Below are 22,727 nucleotides of genomic sequence, written 5' to 3' on the forward strand. Positions count from 1 at the left end.
CCTTCGCCACGCACGTGTTCCCCGCCGTCAGCGGCATGCCACGCTTCCGACCACTGTGGACAGAACGGTCCGAGCGCGCCAGTCGATCACGGCCGCGGGTGATGGCGCGGCCACGGCAGTTCGCCGCGGCAGCCCTTCCCCGACGAGGGCACCCCGCTCACGGAATCCTGTTGGTGATCTGCTCGTCGCGCTCGTAGCGCGCGATGGAGCGGTAGTCGCCGAACACGGGGATCGGTTCCCAGTTGGTGCCGACCGGCACGTCGGTGTACTCGACGGTCTCCTGAAAACGTTCCACCTTGTTCTTGACGACCCGCTTCACATAGCCGTCCTCGCGGTAGTGCACCGTCTCGTGGGACGAGGAGTCGGACAGCCGCAGCCCGGGCTGTTCGCTGGGATAAGTCCACATGTGGACACGGGTCAGAAAAAGACTTTCGTCGGTCTTCTTCATGAACGTGTACTCGGTCGCCTTTCGACCGGGGTCGTCGAGGAAGGTCACGACCACCACACCGGTTTTCCACACGGGCGTCACCAGCACCGGTGATTTCGTCCCGGGCCGGGGCGGCATGACGGCCGTGTACTCCTCGCCCGCGCTGTCCCTGACCCGCGCCTCGTCCTCGGTCAGCGGTTCCCCGGGAGCGCCGTCCGCGTAGTTCCACTTGAAGCAGTAGTCGACCATGTCTCCGTGCTCGCGGTGTCCGGTGTCACGTCGTGGAGAATGACATCAGTAGGTATGACCGTCAGTAGGTATGACCGTTCTCGTCCCTGATAATGATACCCAGACGTCTCGCCTCGGCGAGCACGGCAGGCGGAACAGCATTTCTCTGCACTGGAACCTCAAGGACCATGTCCCCGTCCATTGGTTGACCAATCGCGTCGTCACCGAGATCGCGACGATTTGTCGGGGTGTCCGCGACAATGGTGCCCGGGCCATAGGTGTTGGCGAGTTCGCGCAGATAGGCGAACGCCGTCTTCTCCTGCACGTCCGCTAACTGGGTGTGCTTCCGGCTGACGATTTCCTCGCCGGGCACGTAGGAGTCGACGCGCGGGTACTGGCCCCGCTCCGACTTCGGCTCGACGTGCACCTCGTTCGCGCCGCCCTGCTCCTCGTAGTAGGGCTCGCGCCGCCGGTTGAACTCGTTGCCCTCCTCGATCTGCCGCCGCAGCCACTCCGGCCGGCTCGACTCCTCGCCGGAACCCGGTTCGCCGGGCCGCTCCGGCTGGTTCGGTTGGCCGTTGCCCGACCCGCCGCCAGGTCGGCCTCTGCTGGCGATGTCCTGGGTCTTCTGCTGGGCGCCGGAGATGCTCGACGACGCGTCGACGTCGCCGGACCGCTGGGACGGATGCCCTGTCGAGCCGTCGCCGTCGTCTCCGCCCTTCGGGCGCCGTGGTCGTGGGGTCATGTCGCGCCTATCCGTCCAGCAGCAGCGAGAGGTTGGTGATGCTCTCGACCAGCGAGGTCGTGTAGTTGAGGATCCGCCCGGCCCACTTGACCACCGCGGCGACGATCTGCGCCGCGATCACCGGGATGGTCACCACCAGCAGCGCCTCAACGGCCCAGACGATCACCCTGGCCACCAGGTCGGCGATCAGGTCGCGGACGATCTCGCGGGTCATCTCGACCAGGCCACCCGCGCCCTCGGTGGCCGCCGCCAGCCCGGCCGAGGTCGCGGCCAGCCCGCCGAGCGCGTCGACGTTGTTGGCCATCAGGGCGCGGTAGGCGTCGGCGGCGCCGCCGGTCCACTCCGTCAGGTCGTTGGTGAGGTGCGCGCCGAGGTCCTGGGACATGCTGTACAGCTCAGTCGCCATGTTGTTCCAGGTCTCGGCGTGCGACCGGACGACGTCCGGCAGGCCGGTCAGCTCGTCGAGCACCTGCCGCAACGGCTCGAAGTACTCCATGGCCCAGCCGAGCCCGTTGGACAGCAGCGCGCTGAACGGGTCCATCACCGTGGCCGCGGTCTCCACGGCCAGCCCGGCGCCGGCGAGCGCGCCGGTGACCCAGTTCTCGCTCTTGATCGCGTCAACCAGGTCCTCGATCCCGTCCGCGAGGCTGGATCCGGTCCACGCCTCGCGGGTCGACCGCACCGGGGCGACCAGGGAACCGTCGTCGGTCATGGCTGCCGCACCACCCCGATCTGGTTGAGCCGGTCGCTCCCGTCGTTGTCCACGGTGTCGTAGGCGTCCGCGGTCAGCTCCAGCTCCTCGGTGACCAGGTCGAGGTTCTCAGCGACGTAGGCGAGCAGCTCGTCCTGTTTCTGGTGCCTGCCCTCCAGCACCCCGGCGATCCACCCGCACAGCAACCCGTACGCCTGGTCGTTGCGCGCGATCTGCGCGCTGGCGCTCTGCACGGCGGCGAACCGCTGCCGAACCGCCTGCACGTTCTGCGCGTGCGTGCGCAGTTGTGGGATGTCGACGTTGAATCCCATGCCTCACCGCCGCCGGAAGCTGGAAAGCGGGTCGTAGTCGTCGTCATCGCCGACGTCGTCGGCGCGGCCTCGGCCGCGTGGCGCCCGCTGTTCCGGGCCCTGCTCGGCGAAATCCCGCCGGAGGTGGCGGTCCACGCTCTCCGCGATCGCCCTGGCCGCCGCCGACTCCGTGCCGACGGTGTCCGCGATGACCTCCCTGGACCGGTCGGCCAGCATGTTCCTGGCCGTGCCCAGCGTTGTCATGATGGTCTGGGCGACCACGTCCGGCGCCACCCGGTTGATCCGCTCGGTCAGCCGCAGCGCGACCAGCGCTCCCGTCGAGTCGACCGAGACCTCGGCCAGCCCGTTGGGATCGCGCGCGGTCACCCGCAGGTCCTGCAGTCGCTGACGCATGGCCTCGGTGTCACGGGCCATCTTGTCGATCCGCCCCTTCCACGCGGCCAGGTGCTCACGCGCGCCGTCCGGGTCGAGGATTGTCCCGTCCATGCCCGAGGAGCGTAGGTGACCGGCGACACCCAGCAGGAGGAAATGACCAAAATCGGCGTACCGGTCCAGGCCGGACCCGATCAGCACACCCGATCGGCACAGCCGGTTGGGCGCGGCCCGGCGCCCCGGGCCGCGCCGGGGTCAGGCCGCGCGGGTGGGTGCGGCCTGCTGGCTCCAGTCGGGCTCGCGGTAGTCCACCGATGGTGGCAGGGCGAAGACGGTGACCAGGATGGACACCGCGCAGGCCGCCGTCATGTACCAGCCGAAGGCGACGTCGGTGCCGGTCAGGCTGTGCAGCCACACCGCGACGAGGCCGGCGGTCGACCCGATGAGCGAGGTGCCGATGTTGAAGTTGAGCGCCGCCGCGCTCGACCGCACCTCGGGCGGGAAGCTGAGCACGTACGCGGTGTTGAGCGGCGCGGAGACCAGGTTGTTGAGCACGGTGAAGACGATGACGGCCGCGGTGGCGAGCACGATGGACCCGCTGCCGATCGCCATGAACGTCGGCACGGTCAGCAGCACGAACAGGCCGTAGCCCACCAGGAGGGGCACCCGGGCGCCGTGGCGGTCGGCGAGCACCCCGCCCCAGATGCTCGGCAGCGGGCCGACCGCGTAGGTCAGCATCGACGCGAGCAGCGACAGCGACGTGGGGAAGCCGGCGCTGATCAGCGCGGTCACGAAGTACGCCTGGATGGTGTACGTGCCGATCCGCTGTCCCGCGCCGAGTCCGATCGCCCTGAGCATGTCCCGCCAGTGGTAGCGCACCGCGTCGCGCAGGGGCGTCTGCTCGACGCGGCCGTGCTTGGCCAGCTCCAGCACCTCGCGGAACTCGGGTGTCTCGTCGAGCCGGCGGCGGATGTAGAGCCCCACGAACGCGATGGGCACCGCGAGCAGGAACGGGATCCGCCAGCCCCAGCTGGTGAACGCCTCGGCCGGCATGACCGTGGTGAGGGTGAACGCCACGGCGGCGGCCAGCAGCGAGCCCACCGAGCAGGTGGCGTTGATCAGCCCGGTGAGGTAGTTCCGCCGGTTGCCGCGCTCGTGCTCCAGCATGAACTGGGCGGCGGTGGTGAACTCGACGCTCGCACCGAAGCCCTGCAGGACCCGGCAGAACAGCAGCAGGGCCGGTGCGGCGACACCGATCGCCGCGTAGGTGGGCAGCAGGCCGATCCCCGCGGTGCCCGCGCTCATCAGCATGATCGTGAGGAAGAGCACGAAGCGGCGGCCCCTGCGGTCGGCGAGCGGCCCGAGGACCAGCCCGCCGAGGGGGCGGACGAAGTACGACAGCGAGACACCCACGTAGGTGGACAGCAGCGCGACCGCCGGGTCCGCCGAGGGGAAGAACAGCGTCGACAGCACCGCGGCGAGCGTGCCGTACAGGGTGAAGTCGTAGTACTCGACGATGTTGCCGAGCATGGTCGAGGCGAACACCCGGCGCCGCGTGCCGGTGCTGACGGTGGTGGGCGCGGTCATGGACGTTCCTCCGAGGGGTCCGGACGGCGGTAGTGGCGTGCGGCGGTGTCCGCCGTGATCCGCGACTCGGCGAGGTCCTGCTCGACCGCCTGCGGCGACCGGTCCTCCGGACGGCCGTAACCGCCCGCGCCCGCGGTCTCCACGGTGACCACGTCCCCCCGCCTGAGCAGCGCGTACCCGTGGTCGACCGGGCCGGCGCCCTGGCTGAGCAGCACCTTGGCCGTGGCACCCGGCCCGCCGCCGCACAGGCCCCACGGCTGCGACCGCTGGCGGCTGGTGTCCACCCAGAAGTGCACCTCGTCGCCCTCCACCCGGACGCGGCGGCGGATGCCCATGCCGCCGCGGTGCTCGCCGACGCCACCGGAGTCGTCGATCAGCTCGTAGGCCTCGACGAGCAGCGGGTACTCGGTCTCCAGGCTCTCCACCGGCAGGTTGGACGTGTTCGTCATGTGCACCTGGACGCCGTCGAGCCCGTCCTTGCTCGCCCGCGCGCCCGACCCGCCGCCGATGGTCTCCAGGTAGACGAACTCGGCGCCGGTGACCGGATGCCGCCCGGAGAAGTGCACGCCGGTGTTGGCGCCGTTGCTGGCCGCGGTCACCCGCTCCGGCACGGCGCCGGCCAGCGCGCCGTGGATCAGGTCGACGATGCGCTGGCAGGTCTCGCTGCGCCCGTTGACCGCGGCCGGCAGCACGCAGTTGACGATCGAGCCCTCCGGCGCGCTGATGTGGATCGGCCGGTAGAGCCCGGCGTTGGGCACGATGTCGGCGTCGATCAGGCTCTTGACCGAGTAGTAGACGGTGGCGTGCAACGCGGTCCAGACCACGTTCACGCTCGCCCGCACCTGCGGCGGGTTGCCGGCGAAGTCGAAGTGGATCTCGTCGCCGGCGATCCGCACGGCCACGCGCAGCTCCAGTTCGTCGTCCAGTTCCGGACAGTCGAACAGGTCGGTGAACGCGTACTCGCCGTCCGGCATCTCGGCGATGGCCGCCCGCGTCCGACGTTCGGTGTAGTCCAGCAGTTCCTCACCGGCCGCGACCACCGCGGCCGTGCCGTAGCGCTCGCACAGCTCGCGGTAGCGCAGCACGGCGAGCCGGTTCGCCGAACTCTGGGCGCGCAGGTCGGCCCGCCGCTCGTGCGGCACCTGGCAGTTGAGCAGGATCAGCGACAGCACGTCCTGCTGGAGCACGCCGGCCCGGACCAGGCGCACGGGCGGGATGCGCAGCCCCTCCTGGAAGATGTGCGCGTGCCCCCGGTCGCCGAAGTCCGCGTGGTGGGCCAGGGTCGCGGCCCACGCGGTCAGCTCGCCGGCCACGAAGATCGGCGTCGCCAGGACGATGTCCGGCAGGTGCGAGCCGCCGCCGTTGTACGGGTCGTTGCCGATGAACGTGTCCCCGTCCTGGATCTCCTCGCGGGGGTAGCGCGCCAGGATGCTGTCCACGATGCCCATCAGCGAGCCGAGGTGCAGCGGTGAGCCGCCCTCGTCCTGCGCGATGCCCCGGCCGGCCGCGTCGAACAGGCCCGCGGTGCAATCCCGCCGCTCCTTGATGTTGGTGGAGAAGGCCGCGCGGACGAGCGTGCCGCTCATCTCCTCCACGATGGTGGCCAGTGCCGAGCCGATCACCTCGACCAGCACCGCGTCGAGTTCCCGTGCCACGTCAGCTCCTCGAAGTCCGGATGATCAGGTTGCGCATCTCGTCCACCGCGCAGGTGTCGGAGGGCAGCAGGAGGGTTGTGCTGTCCATCTGCTCGACGATCGCGGGGCCGGTGAACCGGTGGCCGACGTCCAGCAGCGCGCGGTCGTACACCGGGCAGTCCACCCGGCCGCCGGCCTCGGCCAGGTAGACCGAGCGGTGCGCGACCACGGCGTCGGCCAGGTCGGCTCCACTGGGCGCGGAGCGCTCGACCCGGGCGCGGGGCACCGCGCCCACGGCCTGCGCCCGGAAGGTCACCGCCTCCACCGGCTCGTCCTCGGCGCGGTAGCCGTACATCCGCTCGTGCGCGTCGTGGAAGCGGTCCACCAGCACGCGGATCGTCGCGGCCGTGACGGGCCCGTCCGGGACGTCGACGCCCAGTTCGTAGTTCTGGCCGGTGTAGCGCAGGTCCACGGCGCGGGTGACCGACCGCCGCGCCGGCTCGATGCCCTCGCTGTCGAACCAGGCGTCCGCCTGCGCGGACAGGTCGGTGAGCACGGCCGCCAGTTCCTCGCCGGTCTCCGGGCGCACCGGCACGATCCGGGTGCGCATGAAGTCGCTGCGCACGTCGGTCATGAGCAGGCCGAGCGCCGACTGCGCGCCCGGGATCTCCGGGATGACGATCACCGGTGAGCCCAGCTCGGCCGCCAGCCGCGCCGCGTGCAGCGGGCCGGCCCCGCCGAACGGCACCAGGGCGTAGTCGCGGGGGTCGTAGCCCCGGTGCACCGAGATGACCCGGATCGCCCTGGCCATGTTCGCGGTGACCACGCTGATGATGCCCTGCGCGGTCGCCTCCACCGACATGCCCAGCCGCTCGGCCAGTCGCCCCACGGCCCGGTGCGACGCGTCCTTGTCGATCTTGAGCTGGCCGTTGAGCAGGTAGTCGGGGTTCAGCACGCGCAGCACCACGTTGGCGTCGGTGACGGTGGGTTCCTCGCCGTTGCCGTAGCAGGCGGGGCCGGGGAAGGCGCCCGCGCTCATCGGGCCGACCCGCAGGTGCCCGCCGGAGTCGATCCACGCGACCGAGCCGCCGCCCGCGCCCACGGTGTGGATGTCGAGCATGGGCGAGCGGATCGGCCGGCCGTCGATCTCCAGGCTGGCCGCCACCTTCGGCTCGCCGTCGCGGACCAGCGAGACGTCGGAGGACGTGCCGCCCATGTCGAAGGTGATGATGTCGCGGAAACCGGCCGCCGCGCAGATCGCCGCGGCGCCGACCACGCCGGTGCTCGGACCGGACAGCACCAGCCGCACCGGCAGCCGCTCCGCGGTGACGAACGGGATGACCCCGCCGTTGGACTGGGTCACGTGCGGTTCGCAGCGCAGCCCGGACGCGGCCAGCGTCCCGCGCAGCCGCGCGAGGTAGTCGGCCACGACCGGACCCAGGTAGGCGTTGGTGACCACTGTGGACAGCCGCTCGAACTCGCGGAACTCCGGCAGCACCTCACTGGACAGCGAGACGTGCGCCTCGGGGAACTCCGCGCGGATGATCTCGCCGATGGCCCGCTCGTGGTCCGGGCGGACATAGCTGTAGAGCAGGCACACGGCGATCGCCACGACACCGCGCTCGCGCAGTGCCCGGACGGCCGCGCGGACCTCGTCGTGCGCGAGCGGGACCTCGACCCGGCCGTCGTGGCGGACCCGTTCGGTCACCTCCATCCGCAGGTCCCTCGGGACGAAGGGCACCGGCTTGTCGGCCTGCGCGTCGTACATGTGCGGGCGTCGCCCGCGACCCAGTTCGAGCAGATCGCGAAAGCCCCGGGTGGTGATCAGACCGGTGCGCGCGCCGCGGCCGGTGAGCAGGGCGTTGGTGCCCACGGTGGTGCCGTGCGCGAAGTAGGCCACCTCGTCGACGCCGCGCCCGCCGATCTGGTCCAGCAGTTCACCGAGGCCACGCACGATGGCCTGCCCCGGGTCCTCGGGGGTGGAGGAGACCTTGCGGACGTGGATCTGTCCGGTCGTGTCGTCGTAGGCGCACAGGTCCGTGAAGGTGCCGCCGGTGTCCACACCGATTCTCAGGCTCATGGTGCCCTTGCCTCACGCTGGGATTCGGGAACGTTCCCGGACTGGGAATTGGGGAGGGAATCTACGCACGCCCGTCCACAGTGGTCAAGAGTGTGTTTTCCCTGGATCTGTTCGGCCGCAGAATTGCTTGACCACCGACAGCGCGGGTGCCTAGGGTCAGCGCCACGAGATCCCGGGAACGTTCCCGGATTGGGTGGGGAGGAAAGACACATGGTTCGGAGAGCACCGGCGATGAGGGTGGTCGTCCTCGGGGGCGGTGTCCTGGGTGTGTCCACCGCGCACCAACTCGCCCGGCAGGGGGCCGCGGTCACGCTCGTGTCCGAGGCCGCACCGGCCAGCGGCGCGTCCGGCCGGTCGCTGGCGTGGCTGAACTCGGCCGCGGCGCGCTCGGCGGAGTACCACCGGCTGCGGGTGCTGGGCATCGACCGCTACCGCACCCTCGGTGCCCGCGTGCCCGGCCTGGACTGGCTGCGCTTCGACGGCGGACTGGCCTGGGGCGCCGAAGCCACCACCCGCGAGACGTTCGCGCGCCAGCGGGCCGTGGGCTACGACGCGGAGTGGGTTCTCCCCGACGAGATCGCGGCCCTCGCCCCGGGGGTCGACCCCGCCGCCGTGCCCGACCACGGCGCGATCTTCAACCCCGGTGAGGGCTGGGTCGACCTGCCGTCCCTGATCGACCTGCTCCTGCGGCAGTTCACCGGCCTCGGCGGGACCGCCGTGTTCGACGCCGGTCCGACCGAGGTCCGCACCGAGGGCGACCGGGTGCTCGGCGCCCGGACCGGGTCCGGCCACGACGTCGACGCGGACGCGGTCGTGCTCGCCACCGGCGCCGCCGTGCCGGCGGAACTGGCCCGGCTGGGCGCGCCGATCGGCGACCGGACCCCGATCTCGGTGCTGCTGCGCACCGAACCCGTGGCCACCGGGCTGCGCTCGGTGCTGAACACGCCGCGGGTGTCCATCCGCCCCACGCCCGACGGCGCGCTGGTGTTCGACTCGGCGTGGTCGGAGGAGGAGGTCGTGCACCACGACGACGGCACCTTCGAGATCCCACAGTCCACTGTGGATGGGCTGCTCGCCGAGGCGAGCGCGGTGCTGGCCGGCAACCCCCGCCTCCCCCTCGACTCGGTGGCGACCGGCCGGAAGCCCATCCCCGCCGACGGGGAACCGGTGCTGGGACCGGTGCCCGGGATCGACGGCCTGCACGTCGCGTTCACCCACAGCGGCGCCACCCTCGGCCTGATCGCCGGAGAACTGCTCGCCGAGCAGATCGTCACCGGCCAGCCCCACCCGCTGCTGGCGCCCTTCGGGCCGGGCAGGTTCCTGACGTGAGCGCGCGAGCGAGCAATCCACACCGCGAGCTGACAGCGAGGGAGCATCGCAGCGAGCGCCAGCGAGCGAGGAACGGACCGAGCGCGGAAGCGAGCAATCCACACCGCGAGCTGACAGCGAGGGAGCATCGCAGTGAGCGCCAGCGAGCGAGGAGCGGACCGAGCGCGGAAGCGAGCAATCCACTCCGGACAGCTGTGGTCGGTTTCGGCACGGCAGGGCGGGTGTTCCACGCGCCGTTCCTCCACTCGGACCCCCACTACGCGCTGCACGCGGTGGTGACCAGGGACGAGCAGCGCCGGGCCGAGGTGCTGGCCCGGTACCCCGACACCCACGTCGTGTCCGATGTGGACGCGTTGCTCGACCGGGCGGCCGAGTTGGACCTCGTGGTCATCGGCTCGCCGCCGGCCACCCACGCGGAGTTCGCGGACGCCTTCCTCGACGCCGGTGTCGCCGTGGTGGTGGACAAGCCGTTCACCGTCACCTCGGCCGAGGGCCGGGCGCTGGTGGCCAAGGCCGACCGCCTCGGCGTGCCGCTGACCGTGTTCCAGAACCGCCGCTGGGACGGGGACTTCCGCACCCTGCGGCGGTTGCTGGCCGAGGACGCGCTGGGCGAGGTGTGGCGGTTCGAATCCCGGTTCGAGTGGTGGAAACCCGACCGCGACCCGTCGTGGAAGACCCGGACACCGGCCAGCGCCGGTGGCGGCATCCTCTACGACCTCGGCACCCACGTCATCGACCAGGCCGTGCGCCTGTTCGGCACCGCGGTGCCCGTCCACTGCGAGGTGTTCACCCGCGACCCCGGCGGCAGCGCGGACGACGACGCGTTCGTCGTGCTGGACCACGAGTCGGGTGTCCGGTCGCACCTGTGGATGAACGGCCTGGCGGCGCAGGCCGGTCCCCGGTTCCGGGTCCTCGGTTCCCGGGGGGCGTTCACCAAGCACGGACTGGACCCCCAGGAAGCCGCGCTCGCCGCCGGCGCCCGGCCCACCGACCCGTCCTTCGGGCACGAGCCGCGAAGCGCCTGGGGCCGCCTGGGCGTCGACGGCACGACGCGGGCGGTGCCGACCGAACCCGGTCGCTACGCGGAGTTCTACGCGCTGCTGGCCAGGGCACTGCTGGCCGGCGAGCCGGTGCCGGTCAACCCGCTGGACTCGGTGCGGGTCATCGAGTTGATCGAGCGGCTATTGTCAACGCCAGCGCCAGCAACGAGGAGGAGCCCGCAGCCGTGACGTCGCGCCAGACGGTGACCATCGTCGACGTCGCCAGGGCCGCCGGGGTGTCGAAGTCGACGGCCGGTCGCGCGCTCGCCGGTGCCGCCGAGGTCAGTGCCCGCACCCGGGACAAGGTCGCCAGGGTGGCCGCCGAGCTGGGGTACCGGCCCAACCAGTTGGCGCGCAGCATGATCACCGGCAACACCCAGACGGTGGGCGTGGTCGTCCCCGACCTGAGCAACCGGTTCTTCGCCGAGGTGCTGCAGAGCACCGCCCGCACCGTGCGCAAGCACGGCTACGAGGTGCTGGTCAGCAGCACCGAGGGGGAACCCGAACTCGAACGCAGGGCGGTGGAGACACTCGCGGCCAAGCGCGTGGACGGGTTGATCGTGGCGCCGCTCGACGGCACGGACGACGACCACCTGCGGCGGCTGGCCGAGGACGGCACCGCGCTCGTCCTGCTCGACCGGCGCGCCCCCGGGGTGGACCGGGCGAGTTTCGTGTCCGCCAACAACATCGAGGCGTCCCGGCTGGCGATCGACCACCTCATCAGGCTGGGCCACCGCCACATCGGCATCATCAGCGAAGCGCGCTACGACCCCGCGCTGCTCGACGTGACCGAGCCCAGCGCGGCCGGGCTGCGGCCGAGCGCGATGCGGCTCGCCGGTTACCTCCAGGCGATGACGGCCGCCGGGGTGCCCACGCGGCCCGACCACGTCATGCACAGCGCCTACTCCAGCGCGATCTCCTACGACGCGACCCGCACCCTGCTGCGCACCAACCCGGAGATCACCGCCATCTACTGCACGGACAACGTGCTGAGCGCCGGCGCGTTCGCCGCCGTGCAGGACAGCGGGCTGCGCTGCCCCCAGGACCTGTCCCTGATCGGCTTCGACGACCACGAGTGGGCCACCCTCGTCCGTCCCCGGCTGACCGCCGTGGAACAGCCGACCGAGGCCATCGGCGTCGCCGCCGCCGAGGACCTGCTGGACGCCATCGCCACGCCGGCGCGTCCCCCGGTCACCCGGCTGCTCGCCGCCCACCTCGTCGTCCGCGACTCCACGGCGGTGCCCCGCCGCCAGGACGTGGACTAGCCGGCGGCGTGGTCACCAGGGGATGACGCCCGCGTCGTCGAAGAAGCCGCCGCGCGGCCCGTCGTCGGGCAGGGTGGCCAGCCGGATCGCGATCGCGGCGCCCTGCTCGGGTGTCCTCGGCGCGCTGAAGCCGGTGAAGTCGGTCGCGACGTAGCCAGGGCAGCAGGCGTTCACGATGACGTCGGTGTCGGCGAGTTGGCGGGCGTACTGCACGGTGATGCTGTTGAGCATGGACTTCGACGGGGCGTAGGCGGCCATGACCGGGCCGGTCCGCAGCGTCAGCGAGCCCATGTTGCTCGACACGTTGACGATGCGCGGTGCCTCGGCCCGGCGGAGCAGCGGGAGCATCGCGTTGGTCACCCGGACGACCCCGAACACGTTCGTGTCGAGGACGGTGCGGACGACGTCGAGGTCGAGCGTTGTCGGATCCTGCGCGCCACCGTCGGTCCGGCCGGCGATGCCCGCGTTGTTGACGAGGATGTCGAGCCGTCCTGCCGTCCGCTCGACGGTCGCCGCCGCCGCGGTGACGCTCTCGGCCGAGGTGACGTCGAGGGCGACGCCGAACGCGTCGACGCCCGCGGCGCGCAGCCGCGCGACGGCCGCCGCGCGCCTGGCGTCGTCGCGCGCGCCCACCGCGACCGTGCAGCCGATCGCGCCGAGCCCCTGGGCGATGGCGAAACCGATTCCCTTGTTCGCGCCGGTGACCAGCGCGGTCTTCGTGTCGTTCACGCGATCCATGCTCGGCGGGCCGCCGCCCGGTGTCCAAGATCGATTCAGTACGCCCTGATACCCGCCGGGTATCAGGCGGGTAGCATCCGTCCGTGGACGACCTCGAAACCCGCGAACTCCGGTACTTCGTCGCCGTCGCCGAGGAACTGCACTTCGGCCGCGCCGCCGTTCGGCTCGGGATCGCCCAACCGCCGCTCTCACGCGCGATCCGCCAGTTGGAACACCGGCTCGGCGTCCAGCTCCTGGACCGGGACCGTCGTGGCGCGGTGCTCACCGACGCCGGCCGGGTGCTGCTCCGGGAGGCCAGAACGGCCCTCGACGCGGTCGCGGCGGCCGCGCGCCGGACCCGACGCGCCGGGAATCCGCAGCGTCCGCTGGTGCTCGTGACCAAGGCCGGGGCATCCCACGAGCTGCTGCAACGGCTGCTCGACGCGCTGGCGGGCGAACCCGGTGCGACACCGGTCGAGGTCCTGCTGTGCGAGGTCGGCGAACAGGCCCGGCGGCTCCGCGACGGCCAGGCCGACGTGGCGCTCATGCACCGCCCGTTCGACGACCTGGCCGGGTTCGACACCGAGGACCTCTGCGTCGAAGGCCAGGTCGCGATCCTTCCCGCGGCACACCCGCTCGCGTCCCGCGACCAGCTCACGCTGGCGGACGTGCGCGACGTGCCGGACCTGCCGATGGCTCGATGGCCCCGGCTCGACGGGACCTACCCCGACGGGCCCGGGCCGGAGGTGCGCACCCAGTCGCAGCTCGCCCAGCTCGTGGCGCTCGGCAGGACGCTGCTCGTCATCCCCGCCTCCAGTCGCGCCTGGCAGTGGCCGGAACACGTCGCGGTGCCCGTCGTTGACGCGCCGGAGGTCACGACGGTGCTCGCGTGGCCGCCAAGCACCCACTCCGCCGCGGTTGCCTCCCTGGTCCGCTCAGCGGCCAGGCTCCGCGACAGCGCCCCGCCGGCAGGTCGGCGGGATCGTGACTGACACCGTTGCGGATCACGATCCGCAGCACCGACAGGTCCTCGCCCGGCAGCTCCGACCGGTTCACCCGAGCGCGCGGGAACCACCGGGGTGGTTCGCCCGACCAGTGGGGCGAACCGGAATCGGGGAGGTCATCATGCGACGCCGTGTTTTCCTGCGTGCCTCGGCGCTGTCCGCGGGCACGGCAACCGGCCTGGGTGCGCTGGCTGTCGGAGCACCCACCGCGGCCGGAGCACCCGCCGAGGCCTCGGCGCACCCGCTGCGGGTGCAGGTGCTGATGTTCGACGGGGTGGAGGAGCAGGACTTCACCGCCCCGGTGGAGGTGCTGGGGCTGGCCGGGCGCGCCAGCGGCGGCGCGGTGACCGCGACGCTGGTGACCACCGGCCGGCCCGGCACGGTGACCTGCGCCTACGGCACGCGGGTCGAGGTGGCGACGGGCTGGTCGCCGCGGGCCGCGGACGTGCTCGTGGTGCCCGGCGGTGGCTACGCCGACCCGGCCGGGCCCGGCGTGCGCCAGCTCATCGCCGACCGGGACTTCCTGCGTCGGCTGGCCGCCTCGGCCGTGCTGCACGTCGGCATCTGCACCGGCACGATGGCGCTGTCGGCCGCCGGGTTGACCAGGGGGCGCCACGCCACCACGCACGCGTCGGCAAAGGCCGACCTGGCCGCGCAGGGTGCCACCGTGGTCAACGCCCGGGTCGTCGACGACGGCGACCTCGTCACCGGTGGCGGCATCACCTCCGGTCTGGACGTCTCGCTGTGGCTGGTGGAACGCTTCCTCGGCGCACAGCTGGCCCAGCGGGTGGAGACGGTGCTGGAGTACGAGCGGCGCGGCACGGTGTGGCGGGCCTGATCCGGTCCACCCGACGCGGTCAGCTGGGCGGCGGGAGGTGGTCGAGCACCGCGTTCAGCGGTCGCGGCACCCGGTCGAGGTCGACGGCCTCGGCCATCAGCCTGGCGTAGCGGTACTTCCCGCCGGCGCGGCCGCCCATCAGCCGCCGCAGCTGGTCGTGCAGGCTGCGGTCGCGCTGCGCCGGCTGCCGTTGCAGCCGCCGGAACGAGGCGATCCCGCCGTCGGCCTCGACGAGGCGTTCCACCCGCTCGGCACCGATCGCGCGGATCAGCTCGTCCTCCAGGTCCGCGGTGCACCTGAAGAACCCGCACTCCGCCATGCCGTCCGGCCCCGGCCCCGGACGCCGGCCGATCCGCTCCAGCCCCCGCCGGAAGAAGCGCTCCTCGGCGCTGTCGTAGAGCCCGGCCACCGTGACATCGAGCCCGGGCGGTCCGTAGTGGTCGAGGTAGCGCGCGATGTTCGTCGCACCGCTCATCGCCACGACACCGATTCCCTCGCCGGCCAGGTCCCGGCCGAGGCGCCGGGCGAGCACCTGCAGAGCGAGCTGATCGCTGTGCCCCTCGACCAGCACGACCGCGCGCAGGCCCCGGTCCCGTCCTGGTTGGGGGCTGGTCGGCACGGGTCCACCCTAGTCACCCGGGCGGCCCGCCCCGCCGCGGTGCGCGCGCCCGCGTCAGCTCGACCGCGTCAGCTCGGCGGCGGACCGGATGATCAGGTCCAGGCCGAACTCGAACCGCTGGTCGAAGCCGCCCCCGCCGAGGTGCGCCCTGGCGCGGGTCAGCGCGGGATGCGCCTGCGGCGAGACCGCCGCAGTGAGCACCTCGGCGACCGCGTCCACCGCGCCCTGTTCCTCCTGGACCAGGCCCAGCACGAAGTAGATGACGGTCCAACTGGTCCACATCGCCTCCCGCTCGGTGAGCCCGCCGTCCAGCAGGCAGGCGAGGAACGCCTCGCCCACCCGCAACGTGTGCTCCTCGGCCGCGAAGGTGCCGGCCACGACCCGGGCGCCGTCGCGGTGGCGGAGCAGGGCCGCGCGGTAGCGGTGCGCCAGTTCCCGCAGCCGGGCCTGCCACTGCTCGGGCAGCTCGGCCAGGGACAGGTCGGCCAGGACGGCGTCGGCCATCAGCTCCAGCAGCCGCGCCTTGGTCTTGATGTGCCAGGAGACGGTGTTGAGCCGCACGCCGAGCCGGTCGGCGACCGCGCGCAGGCTCACCGCGTCCACGCCCTTCTCGTCGAGCAGGTCCAGTGCCGCGGCCACGATCTCGGCCCGCCGCTGTGTGTTCGCCACGTCACACCCCGTTGCTTTCTTGGTCAGCAACCAAGTGTACTGACCCCGGTTCGTTGGTCACTGACCAAGAGTCGGGTCGGTCCGGGTGAACGCCCCGCACCGGCACGTGTGGACGATCAAGGAGATCGCGTGGAACAGGAACAGGTAGTCGTGGTCGGGGCCGGTCCGGTGGGCCTGTGGACCGCGGCGGAGCTGGCCCTGGCCGGACTGTCCCCGCTGGTGGTGGAGCGGGCGCCGCGGCGAAGCCCGCACTCGAAGGCACTGACCGTGCACCCGAGGACCGTGGAGGTGCTGGCGATGCGCGACGCGCACCAGCCCTTCCTCGACGCGGGCACCCCCATCCCCAGCGGGCACTTCGCCGGGCTGCCCACCCGGCTGGACTTCCGGCCGCTGGACACCCCCTTCCCGTTCACCCTGCTCATCCCGCAGGAGCGCACCGAGGAACTGCTGGAGCGGCACGCCGTCGGCCTTGGCGCGCGCGTCCTGCGCGAGCACACCGTGACCGGCGTCGCCCAGGACGCGGACTCGGTGCTGGTGAGCGTGCGCGGCCCGGACGGCGAGCACCGGGTCCGGACCGCGTACCTGGTGGGCTGCGACGGCGCCGGGAGCACGGTCCGGACCCGGGCCGGCATCGACTTCCCCGGCACCGACGCCACCGTGTACGGCTTTCTCGGCGACGTCGTCCTCGACACCCCGCTGCCGCACGGGGCCAGCTGGTACAGCGAACACGGCGGCGCCATGGCCACCCCGCCGCTGCCGGACGGCCGGCACCGGCTGGTGGGCGCCGTCGCCGCGCAGCCCGACCGCCCCGGCACCGAACTCACCCTGGCCGAGCTGCGCGACAAGATGTCCCGGATCGCCGGGGTCGACCTCGGCCTGCGCGACCCGTCCTGGCTGTCCCGGTTCGGCAACGCCACCCGCCAGGCGGCCAGCTACCGGCGCGGCCGGGTGCTGCTCGCCGGGGACGCCGCGCACATGCACTTCCCCACCGGCGGCGTCGGCCTGAACGTCGGTGTCCAGGACGCCATGAACCTGGGCTGGAAGCTGGCCGCCGTGCTCACCGGCCGGGCCGAGGAACGGCTGCTGGACACCTACCACGCCGAGCGCCACCCGGTGGGCGCGGCCCTGCTGGCCAACACGCTCGCGCAGACCGCGCTGATGACCGCCTTCTCCGCCGAGGGCAGGGCGCTGCGGACGCTGTTCGACGGGCTGCTGCGCGAGCACCCCGAGCTGTCCCTGGACCTGGCCCGGCGACTGTCCGCGCTCGACGTCGACTACCCGGCCGCCACGCCGGGAGCCCACCCGCTCACCGGCACCAGAACGCCGGACCTGCGGCTGTCCCAGGACAACCACGTGTTCGCGCTGCTGCGCGCGGGCCGCCCGGTGCTGCTCGACCTCTCCGGCGGCGCGCTGGCCACCGCCACCGACCAGGCGCGGGCACTGGCCGTCCCGACCTGCTCCGGCGTCCTCGCCGAGCGGGACCGGCCAGCCTGGTCAGCGGTGCGGGCCGCGCTGATCCGCCCGGACGGCCACGTGTGGTGGGCCGGTGACCACGCCGACGACCCGGCGCTGGACCGCGCGGCCGGACAGGCACTGTCCACACTGACCTCCGGGCGGACGGGCGCTCAGATCACCCCGGCCCGCAGCGCGTAGGCCACGGCATGCGGGCGGTTGCGCAGGTTGAGCCGGTTGGTCATCGCGTAGATCACGTTCTTCACGGTGCGCTCGGAATAGCACAGCTTGTCCGCGATCTCCGCGGTGTCCCAGCCCTCGGCCATCAGCCGCAACACGTTGATCTCGCGGGGCGCGAGATCCGAGGCGACCGGCCGGTGCCGGCCCAGCACCTCGCGCCGCACCCGCTCGAAGCGCCGCGCCAGCTCGGCCGGTTTGCCGGAGCCGCCCGAGGCCGCGGCCCACACCGCGTCGACCAGGCGGTCACCGGTGGCCGCGATCCTGGGCAGCGCCACGGCCACCCGGCACTCGGCGATGCCGAGCAGTTCGGACTCGTCGAGTTCACCGGTCACCAACACGATCGGCAGACCGGTCTCGCCGGCTATCCGCCGCAGCAGGGCCGCCACCGCCGGGATGATCCGGTCGGCCGCGAAGACCACGACATCCGCGTCGGCCGGTTGGCCGGTCACCACGAGCACCTCAGGACGGGAGGTGAGGTAACTGGTGATGCCCGCCTGCGACAGGGGGTCCGACGCCTTGACGGCTACCCGCACTCGTTCCATCGCTACCTCCACACGCCGGGTTACCACCCCGACAGTGTGTTGGCCGAGACTTCACAATCTCTCTACGAAATCCGTCAACTCCTCAATCCGCAGGTCAGCGGCGGTGTGCACGGGGCCGTGGCGCCGGCTGGCCGTCACCCCGACCGGCCGGACAGCTGGGCGCGCGCCAGGCAGGACCGCCCCTGGACGTCGTGCACGGTGACCAGCCAGGGGTGGATGTCCCTCGGTCCCGGCACGGCGCCCACCGGCAGGCACGCCGCGGCCGCGGCCCACGCCGTGCCGACCAGCAGAGCCAGCGCGCCCGACCCGCCCACGGCCAGGAAGCCGGCCAGCAGGGTGTCCTCGTGCCGGTCGGTGGGCCGGCGGGGTTCGCTGGCCGAGCGGGCGTACCAGGCGCCGGCGCTGTCAACCAGCACGGCGCCCTGCCCGCGCAGGCTGACCAGCACCGCGTCCGTGCCCTGGTCGCGCAGGCGCCCGGCCGCGGCGACCACGTCCGCGAGTGTCCACAGTGGCCAGTCGACCAGCTCCGCCAGCTCGGCCAGGTCGAGCGCGACCAGCGGCGGCCGTTCGGCCAGGGCGTGGCGCAGTGCCGGGCCCCTGGCGGCCACGGCGACGGCCAGGCCGTGCGCGGAGATCCGCCGCACCAGCGTGGCGACCACGTCGGCGGGCAGCTGGGCCGCCAGATCCCCGCACAGCACCACCCACTCCGCGCCGGTGGCCGCGCGCACCACGGCGTCGACCAGGTCGTCACCGGGCAGGCGTGGCTCCGGGGCCGGTCCGGGCGCACCAACGTCGTCAGTCGGCCAGGCGGGCAGCGCCAGCACCTCGACGCCACCGTCGACGAGCCCGCCGGCCAGTCGCCGGCCGGCCGCCCCGGACACCGGCAGCACCGCCCTGGCCGAGATCCCGTTGGCCGCCAGGACACGGGCCACGGTGGTTCCGCCGCCGACGCGCGCCGCGGACACCGTGCCTGCTGGCACTGGGCCGGCTGGCACCGTGTTGGCTGGCACCCGCTCACGCCGCGCACCGCGCGCCACGCCCGGGGCGGCCGTCACCGTGACGATCACGCCTGTCACCTCCGGCTCGGCTGAACCGTCCCCACACGGCCGCCGCACACGTCAACGCTGGTCGCCGGGTATCGGATCACGCGGGAGGCGCCGATCATCGGCGTGTCGGCCCGGATCTGCCCCGAAGTTGGGGGAATCTGCCCGATCAGCCCTCGCCCGGCGGCGGAGTCGCGGTGATCGGTTTGTTGCGGCGCTGCACATACACTGTAGTTGTGACAGCACGGACATTGGTAGACACGTTGAGTGGTGGTTAGTGTCCTGGTTCGTTCACCGGTACTGCTGCCGCCGTGAGCCCAGGGAGACCACGTGAGCGCGGGTGAAGGGGCGTCTCTCCGAGTCGGCCTGCTCGGTCCGGTGCGGGCATGGCGGGGCGAGACCGAGATCGAGCTGGGGTCGGCGCAGCGCCGCGCGGTGCTGGCCGTGCTGGCGATGTCGGCGAACCGGCCGGTGTCCCGTGCCGAGCTGATCGACGCGGTGTGGGGCGAGACCGCTCCGGCCAGCGCCGACGGCAGCGTCTACACCTACGTGTCCAGCATCCGCCGGGCACTGGAACCCGACCGTCCGGCCCGGTCCGCCGGGCAGGTCCTGGTCTCGGTCGACTCCGGCTACTCGCTGCGGCTGGACCAGGACGCGCTGGACGTCGACCGCTTCGACACCTGGCGGGAGCGCGCGCAGCAGCGCTGGTCCACCGGTGACCTCCCGGGCGCGCTGGCCGCGCTGGACGCGGCCGAGGGACTGTGGCGCGGCGTGGCCCTGTCCGGCATCTCCGGGCCGTTCGCCACCGCACAGCGGGCCCGGCTCACCGAACTGCGGCTGGCCTGCCTGGAGCGGCGGGCCGAGATCGCGCTCACCCTCGGCCGGCACCGGGAGATCGCCCCGGAACTGGCCGCGCTGGCCGACGCGCACCCGCTGCGCGAGGCGTTGCGCGGGCTGCTGATGCTGGCCCTGTACCGGTGCGGCCGGCGCGACGAGGCCCTGGCCGTGTTCGAGGACGTGCGCGCGAGCCTGGCCGAGACCTCGGGCACCGAACCCGGCGCGGTCCTGTCCCAGCTGCGCGAGCGCATCCTGGCCGACGACCCGGTCCTCGACGACACCACCAGCGCGCTGGCCTGTCCCGGCCGGCGCCCGCCCGGGCCGGCGACACCGCCCGCCGCCCCGCCGCGCTCGGCCGGCGCACGGACGCGGGCCGGTGCGGTGACGCCCCCGAGGCAGCCGCCCAGGCAGCCGGACCGGCCGGCCGGTTTTGTCGGCCGCACCGACGAGGTGGCCCTGCTGCGCTCGGCCCTGGCCACCCTGGCCAGCACCGGGCGCGGCCACACCGTGTGGATCGACGGCGAGCCGGGGGCGGGCAAGTCCGCGCTGCTGGCGCAGGGCCTTGCCGAGGCGGACACGCTGGGCTGCCAGCTCCGCTGGGGCGTCTGCGACGAGCTGGGCCAGCGCTTCCCCCTGCGGGTGCTGCTGGACTGCCTCGGCCCGGACGCGGCGGCGGTGGACCCGGCGCCGCACGGTGCCGACCCCGCCTCCGGGCTGGCCGATCACGTGCTGGCCGCGGTGGACCGGATCGTCGCCCTGGTCACCGAGTCCTGTGTGGACACTCCACTGGTGCTGGTCGTCGACGACCTGCACTGGGCCGACCAGGCCACCCTGCTGGTGTGGCACCGGCTGTGCGTTGCCAGCCAACGGCTGCCGCTGCTGCTGGTCGGGGCGTGCCGGCCGGTGGCGCGCCGGCCCGAACTGGACCGGTTGCGCTGCGGGCTGGTCGAGGCGGGCGGCGAGGTGCTGTCGCTGGCCCCGCTGTCCGAACCCGTGGTGCACCGGATGCTCGGCGAGATCGTGGGCGCGCCGGCCGGCCCCGGACTGTGCCGGCTGGCCGCGAGCGCCGCGGGAAACCCGCTGTACGTGCGGGAACTGGTGAGCGGGCTGGTCCGGGCGGGCGCGGTGCTCTTCGACGGCGTGCACGCGGACGTCGACCCGGCCGCCGCCCAGGTGCTCCCGTCCGGCGTGGCCGCGACCGCGGACCGGCACCTGGCCGCGCTGTCCGACCAGGCCAGGGAACTGCTGCGCTGGGCGGCCCTGTTCGGCACCGAGTTCCCACTGGCCGACGCCGCGGTGGCGCTGGGCCGGCCGGCCTCCGAACTGGTCGAGCTGGTCGAGGAGGCACTCGCGGCCGGGCTGCTGGTGGCCTCGGGTGAGCGGCTGGTGTTCCGGCACCCGCTGATCCGCCGGGTGCTCTACGAGCGGGCGCCCACCGCGGTGCGGATCGCGCTGCACCGGCAGGTCGCGCAGGCGCTGGCCGAGGCCGGCGCCCCGGCCGACCGGGTGGCCAACCAGTTGACCGCCGCGCCCGTGCCGGTCGACTCCTGGGTGCGGGACTGGCTGCTGGACAACGTCGGCGTGGTGGCCAACCGGGCCCCGCACGCCGCGGTGGACCTGCTGCGCAACGCGCTCGACCAGGAGTCGCTGTCCAGCGCGGTGCGCGAGACGTTCACCGCGACCCTGGCCAGGCTGCTGTTCTGGTTGGGCCGCGAGCCCGAGGTGCAGGCCCGCTACGTGGTGGCCCGGACCACCGACAGCGAGCGCGCGGCCGAGATGCGCTGGATCCTCGCCTACGTCTACTACCGCAGGGGCGCGGTGGACCGGGCGCTCGACGAGATCACCACCGCCCTGCGCGACCCGAACATTCCCGAGCTGTGGCGCGGTCGCCACCACACCCTGCTGGCGATGTGCCGGCGCACCGACTCCGGTGACCAGCCCGGCCAGCCCGACTCCGGTGACCAGCCCGACCGGCCGGTCCGCTCCGCCGCCCGCGGTTCCCGAACCACCTCGGAGCTGGCCGGGCTGAACATGCTGCTGCTGGACGACAAGTTCGCCGCGCTGTCCGATGTGGACAGCCTGGGCGGGGCCGCCGAGGCGCTGTGCTCGGCCAGGCAGCTGGCCACCACGCACGCGCTGCCCGGCGAGGTGCACGTGGTGGGCGCGGTGCACTACTACTGGCTGGGCCGCTGGGACGAGGCACTGGCCGAACTGAGCACGGTCACCCGGGAGCGGCGGGGCACCGTCTCCTACGTGCTGCGCCGGCCGGGCTCGGCCATGCTGCTGCACGGTGTCGCCGCGCTGATCGCCGGCCACCAGGACGACCAGAACGCCATGCGGATGCACCTGCAGGCCGCCGGCCACCCCTCCCGCGCGTCCCTGCGCGACCAGGACTGCGCCACGTTCCTGCTGATGGCCACCGCGCTCGGCGCCGAGCAGCAGGGCCGGCCGGCCGACGCGCTGGACGCGCTCACCCTGATCCTCCAGCCCGGCATCGCGCCGCTGACCGGCCACCACGGCTGGCTGCCCGACCTGGCCAGGCTGGCCATGAGCGTGGGTGACGAGGACCGGGCCCGGCTGGCACTGCGCATGTGCCTCGCCGAGGCCGAGCGGGAGCACACCCCGGCCCGGCTGGCCGCGGCGGCCCGCTGCCAGGGCCTGGTCACCGGCGCCCCGGAACCGGTGCTGACCGCCGCCGACCACTACCGCTCCGCCGGTCGCCGGCTCGAACTGGCGTGGACCATGGAGGACGCCGCCGCGCTGCTCGGCGCGCGCGGCCGGCTGGCCGAGGCCAGGGCCGCGCTCTACAGCGCGCTGGCCGCCTACACCGACATGGGCGCGGCCTGGGACGTGCGGCGCGCCGAGTCCCGGATGCGGCCCTTCGGCATCCGCCGGCTGACCCCGCTGCGCCGCGGTGGACCGGACCGGCAACCCCCGGCCGCGCCCGCGCCACCGGCCATCCTGTCCGGGTGAGCGGTGCGGCCAACCAGGGGCGGAGCAGCAGGCGCTGGCCGGCCGTCGGGGCCAGCGACCACG

Annotated in this window: 20 protein-coding genes; 7 read left to right on the forward strand and 13 right to left on the reverse strand. The window is 73.1% G+C overall.

Annotated features, from left to right (window positions below):
• Positions 1–157 precede the first annotated feature (157 nt).
• The 8 genes from LX83_RS02075 to LX83_RS02110 form a co-directional block, all read right to left on the reverse strand.
• Positions 158–676 carry a hypothetical protein gene (locus LX83_RS02075; RefSeq protein ID WP_253766320.1) on the reverse strand — a complete coding sequence of 173 codons (519 nt, stop codon included), beginning with the start codon at positions 674–676 and terminating at the stop codon, positions 158–160.
• 61 nt (positions 677–737) lie between these two features.
• On the reverse strand, positions 738–1,400 hold the full coding sequence (locus tag LX83_RS02080; RefSeq protein ID WP_253766322.1) for a hypothetical protein: 663 nt from the start codon (positions 1,398–1,400) through the stop codon (positions 738–740).
• Between the two features lie 7 nt (positions 1,401–1,407).
• Positions 1,408–2,112, reverse strand: a complete 705-nt coding sequence (locus LX83_RS02085) for a WXG100 family type VII secretion target (protein WP_253766324.1) — start codon at positions 2,110–2,112, stop codon at positions 1,408–1,410.
• On the reverse strand, positions 2,109–2,423 hold the full coding sequence (locus LX83_RS02090; RefSeq protein ID WP_253766326.1) for a type VII secretion target: 315 nt from the start codon (positions 2,421–2,423) through the stop codon (positions 2,109–2,111). The genes LX83_RS02085 and LX83_RS02090 overlap by 4 nt, the downstream gene beginning before the upstream one ends.
• A gap of 3 nt (positions 2,424–2,426) precedes the next feature.
• Positions 2,427–2,909 carry a YbaB/EbfC family nucleoid-associated protein gene (locus LX83_RS02095; protein ID WP_253766328.1) on the reverse strand — a complete coding sequence of 161 codons (483 nt, stop codon included), beginning with the start codon at positions 2,907–2,909 and terminating at the stop codon, positions 2,427–2,429.
• A gap of 141 nt (positions 2,910–3,050) precedes the next feature.
• The gene (locus tag LX83_RS02100; protein ID WP_253766330.1) at positions 3,051–4,382 is read right to left on the reverse strand and encodes an MFS transporter; all 1,332 of its coding nucleotides are present in this window, start codon (positions 4,380–4,382) and stop codon (positions 3,051–3,053) included.
• Positions 4,379–6,037, reverse strand: coding sequence for a hydantoinase B/oxoprolinase family protein (locus tag LX83_RS02105; RefSeq protein WP_253766332.1), 1,659 nt, complete (start codon positions 6,035–6,037; stop codon positions 4,379–4,381). Before LX83_RS02105 ends, LX83_RS02100 begins: the two co-directional genes overlap by 4 nt.
• Position 6,038: 1 nt before the next feature.
• Positions 6,039–8,096, reverse strand: a complete 2,058-nt coding sequence (locus tag LX83_RS02110; RefSeq protein ID WP_253766334.1) for a hydantoinase/oxoprolinase family protein — start codon at positions 8,094–8,096, stop codon at positions 6,039–6,041.
• 210 nt (positions 8,097–8,306) lie between these two features.
• Between LX83_RS02110 and LX83_RS02115 the strand changes: the two genes are divergently transcribed.
• The 3 genes from LX83_RS02115 (at position 8,307) to LX83_RS02125 (ending at position 11,730) form a co-directional block, all read left to right on the forward strand.
• A complete protein-coding gene (locus LX83_RS02115) occupies positions 8,307–9,425 on the forward strand; it encodes an NAD(P)/FAD-dependent oxidoreductase (protein WP_253766336.1) in 1,119 nt (372 codons plus the stop codon).
• Positions 9,426–9,619: 194 nt separating this feature from the next.
• A complete protein-coding gene (locus tag LX83_RS02120; protein WP_308203892.1) occupies positions 9,620–10,654 on the forward strand; it encodes a Gfo/Idh/MocA family protein in 1,035 nt (344 codons plus the stop codon).
• Complete coding sequence (locus LX83_RS02125) at positions 10,651–11,730, forward strand: LacI family DNA-binding transcriptional regulator (RefSeq protein WP_253766340.1); 1,080 nt, start codon at positions 10,651–10,653, stop codon at positions 11,728–11,730. The genes LX83_RS02120 and LX83_RS02125 overlap by 4 nt, the downstream gene beginning before the upstream one ends.
• A gap of 12 nt (positions 11,731–11,742) precedes the next feature.
• Here LX83_RS02125 and LX83_RS02130 read toward each other — a convergent pair whose 3' ends face one another.
• Entirely contained in the window at positions 11,743–12,468 is a 726-nt protein-coding gene (locus LX83_RS02130) for an SDR family oxidoreductase (protein ID WP_253766342.1), read from the reverse strand.
• 83 nt (positions 12,469–12,551) lie between these two features.
• On the opposite strand from LX83_RS02130, the gene LX83_RS02135 reads away from it, so the two are divergent.
• Together LX83_RS02135 and LX83_RS02140 are read left to right on the forward strand one after the other, a co-directional pair.
• Positions 12,552–13,439, forward strand: a complete 888-nt coding sequence (locus tag LX83_RS02135) for a LysR family transcriptional regulator (RefSeq protein WP_253766344.1) — start codon at positions 12,552–12,554, stop codon at positions 13,437–13,439.
• Between the two features lie 133 nt (positions 13,440–13,572).
• Positions 13,573–14,289: a DJ-1/PfpI family protein gene (locus LX83_RS02140; protein WP_253766346.1), complete on the forward strand. Its 717-nt coding sequence runs from the start codon at positions 13,573–13,575 to the stop codon at positions 14,287–14,289.
• A 19-nt stretch (positions 14,290–14,308) separates the two neighbouring features.
• Here the strand turns inward: LX83_RS02140 and LX83_RS02145 are convergent, their stop codons facing one another.
• Positions 14,309–14,908, reverse strand: coding sequence for a TOPRIM nucleotidyl transferase/hydrolase domain-containing protein (locus tag LX83_RS02145; RefSeq protein WP_253766348.1), 600 nt, complete (start codon positions 14,906–14,908; stop codon positions 14,309–14,311).
• A gap of 54 nt (positions 14,909–14,962) precedes the next feature.
• Positions 14,963–15,577, reverse strand: a complete 615-nt coding sequence (locus tag LX83_RS02150; RefSeq protein WP_253766350.1) for a TetR/AcrR family transcriptional regulator C-terminal domain-containing protein — start codon at positions 15,575–15,577, stop codon at positions 14,963–14,965.
• A 129-nt stretch (positions 15,578–15,706) separates the two neighbouring features.
• Here LX83_RS02150 and LX83_RS02155 point away from each other — a divergent pair, with 129 nt between their 5' ends.
• A complete protein-coding gene (locus LX83_RS02155; RefSeq protein ID WP_253766352.1) occupies positions 15,707–17,230 on the forward strand; it encodes an FAD-dependent monooxygenase in 1,524 nt (507 codons plus the stop codon).
• Here the strand turns inward: LX83_RS02155 and LX83_RS02160 are convergent.
• On the reverse strand, positions 17,203–17,811 hold the full coding sequence (locus LX83_RS02160) for a helix-turn-helix transcriptional regulator (protein ID WP_253766355.1): 609 nt from the start codon (positions 17,809–17,811) through the stop codon (positions 17,203–17,205). The two genes, LX83_RS02155 and LX83_RS02160, sit on opposite strands and share 28 nt — an antisense overlap.
• A gap of 134 nt (positions 17,812–17,945) precedes the next feature.
• Entirely contained in the window at positions 17,946–18,878 is a 933-nt protein-coding gene (locus LX83_RS02165) for a PfkB family carbohydrate kinase (protein WP_253766357.1), read from the reverse strand.
• Positions 18,879–19,184: 306 nt separating this feature from the next.
• On the opposite strand from LX83_RS02165, the gene LX83_RS02170 reads away from it, so the two are divergent.
• Positions 19,185–22,664 (forward strand): BTAD domain-containing putative transcriptional regulator, encoded by a 3,480-nt coding sequence (locus tag LX83_RS02170; protein ID WP_253766359.1) that lies wholly within the window; start codon positions 19,185–19,187, stop codon positions 22,662–22,664.
• Positions 22,665–22,727: the final 63 nt, after the last annotated feature.

The organism is Goodfellowiella coeruleoviolacea, assembly GCF_024171785.1.
GTDB classification, from domain to species: domain Bacteria; phylum Actinomycetota; class Actinomycetes; order Mycobacteriales; family Pseudonocardiaceae; genus Goodfellowiella; species Goodfellowiella coeruleoviolacea.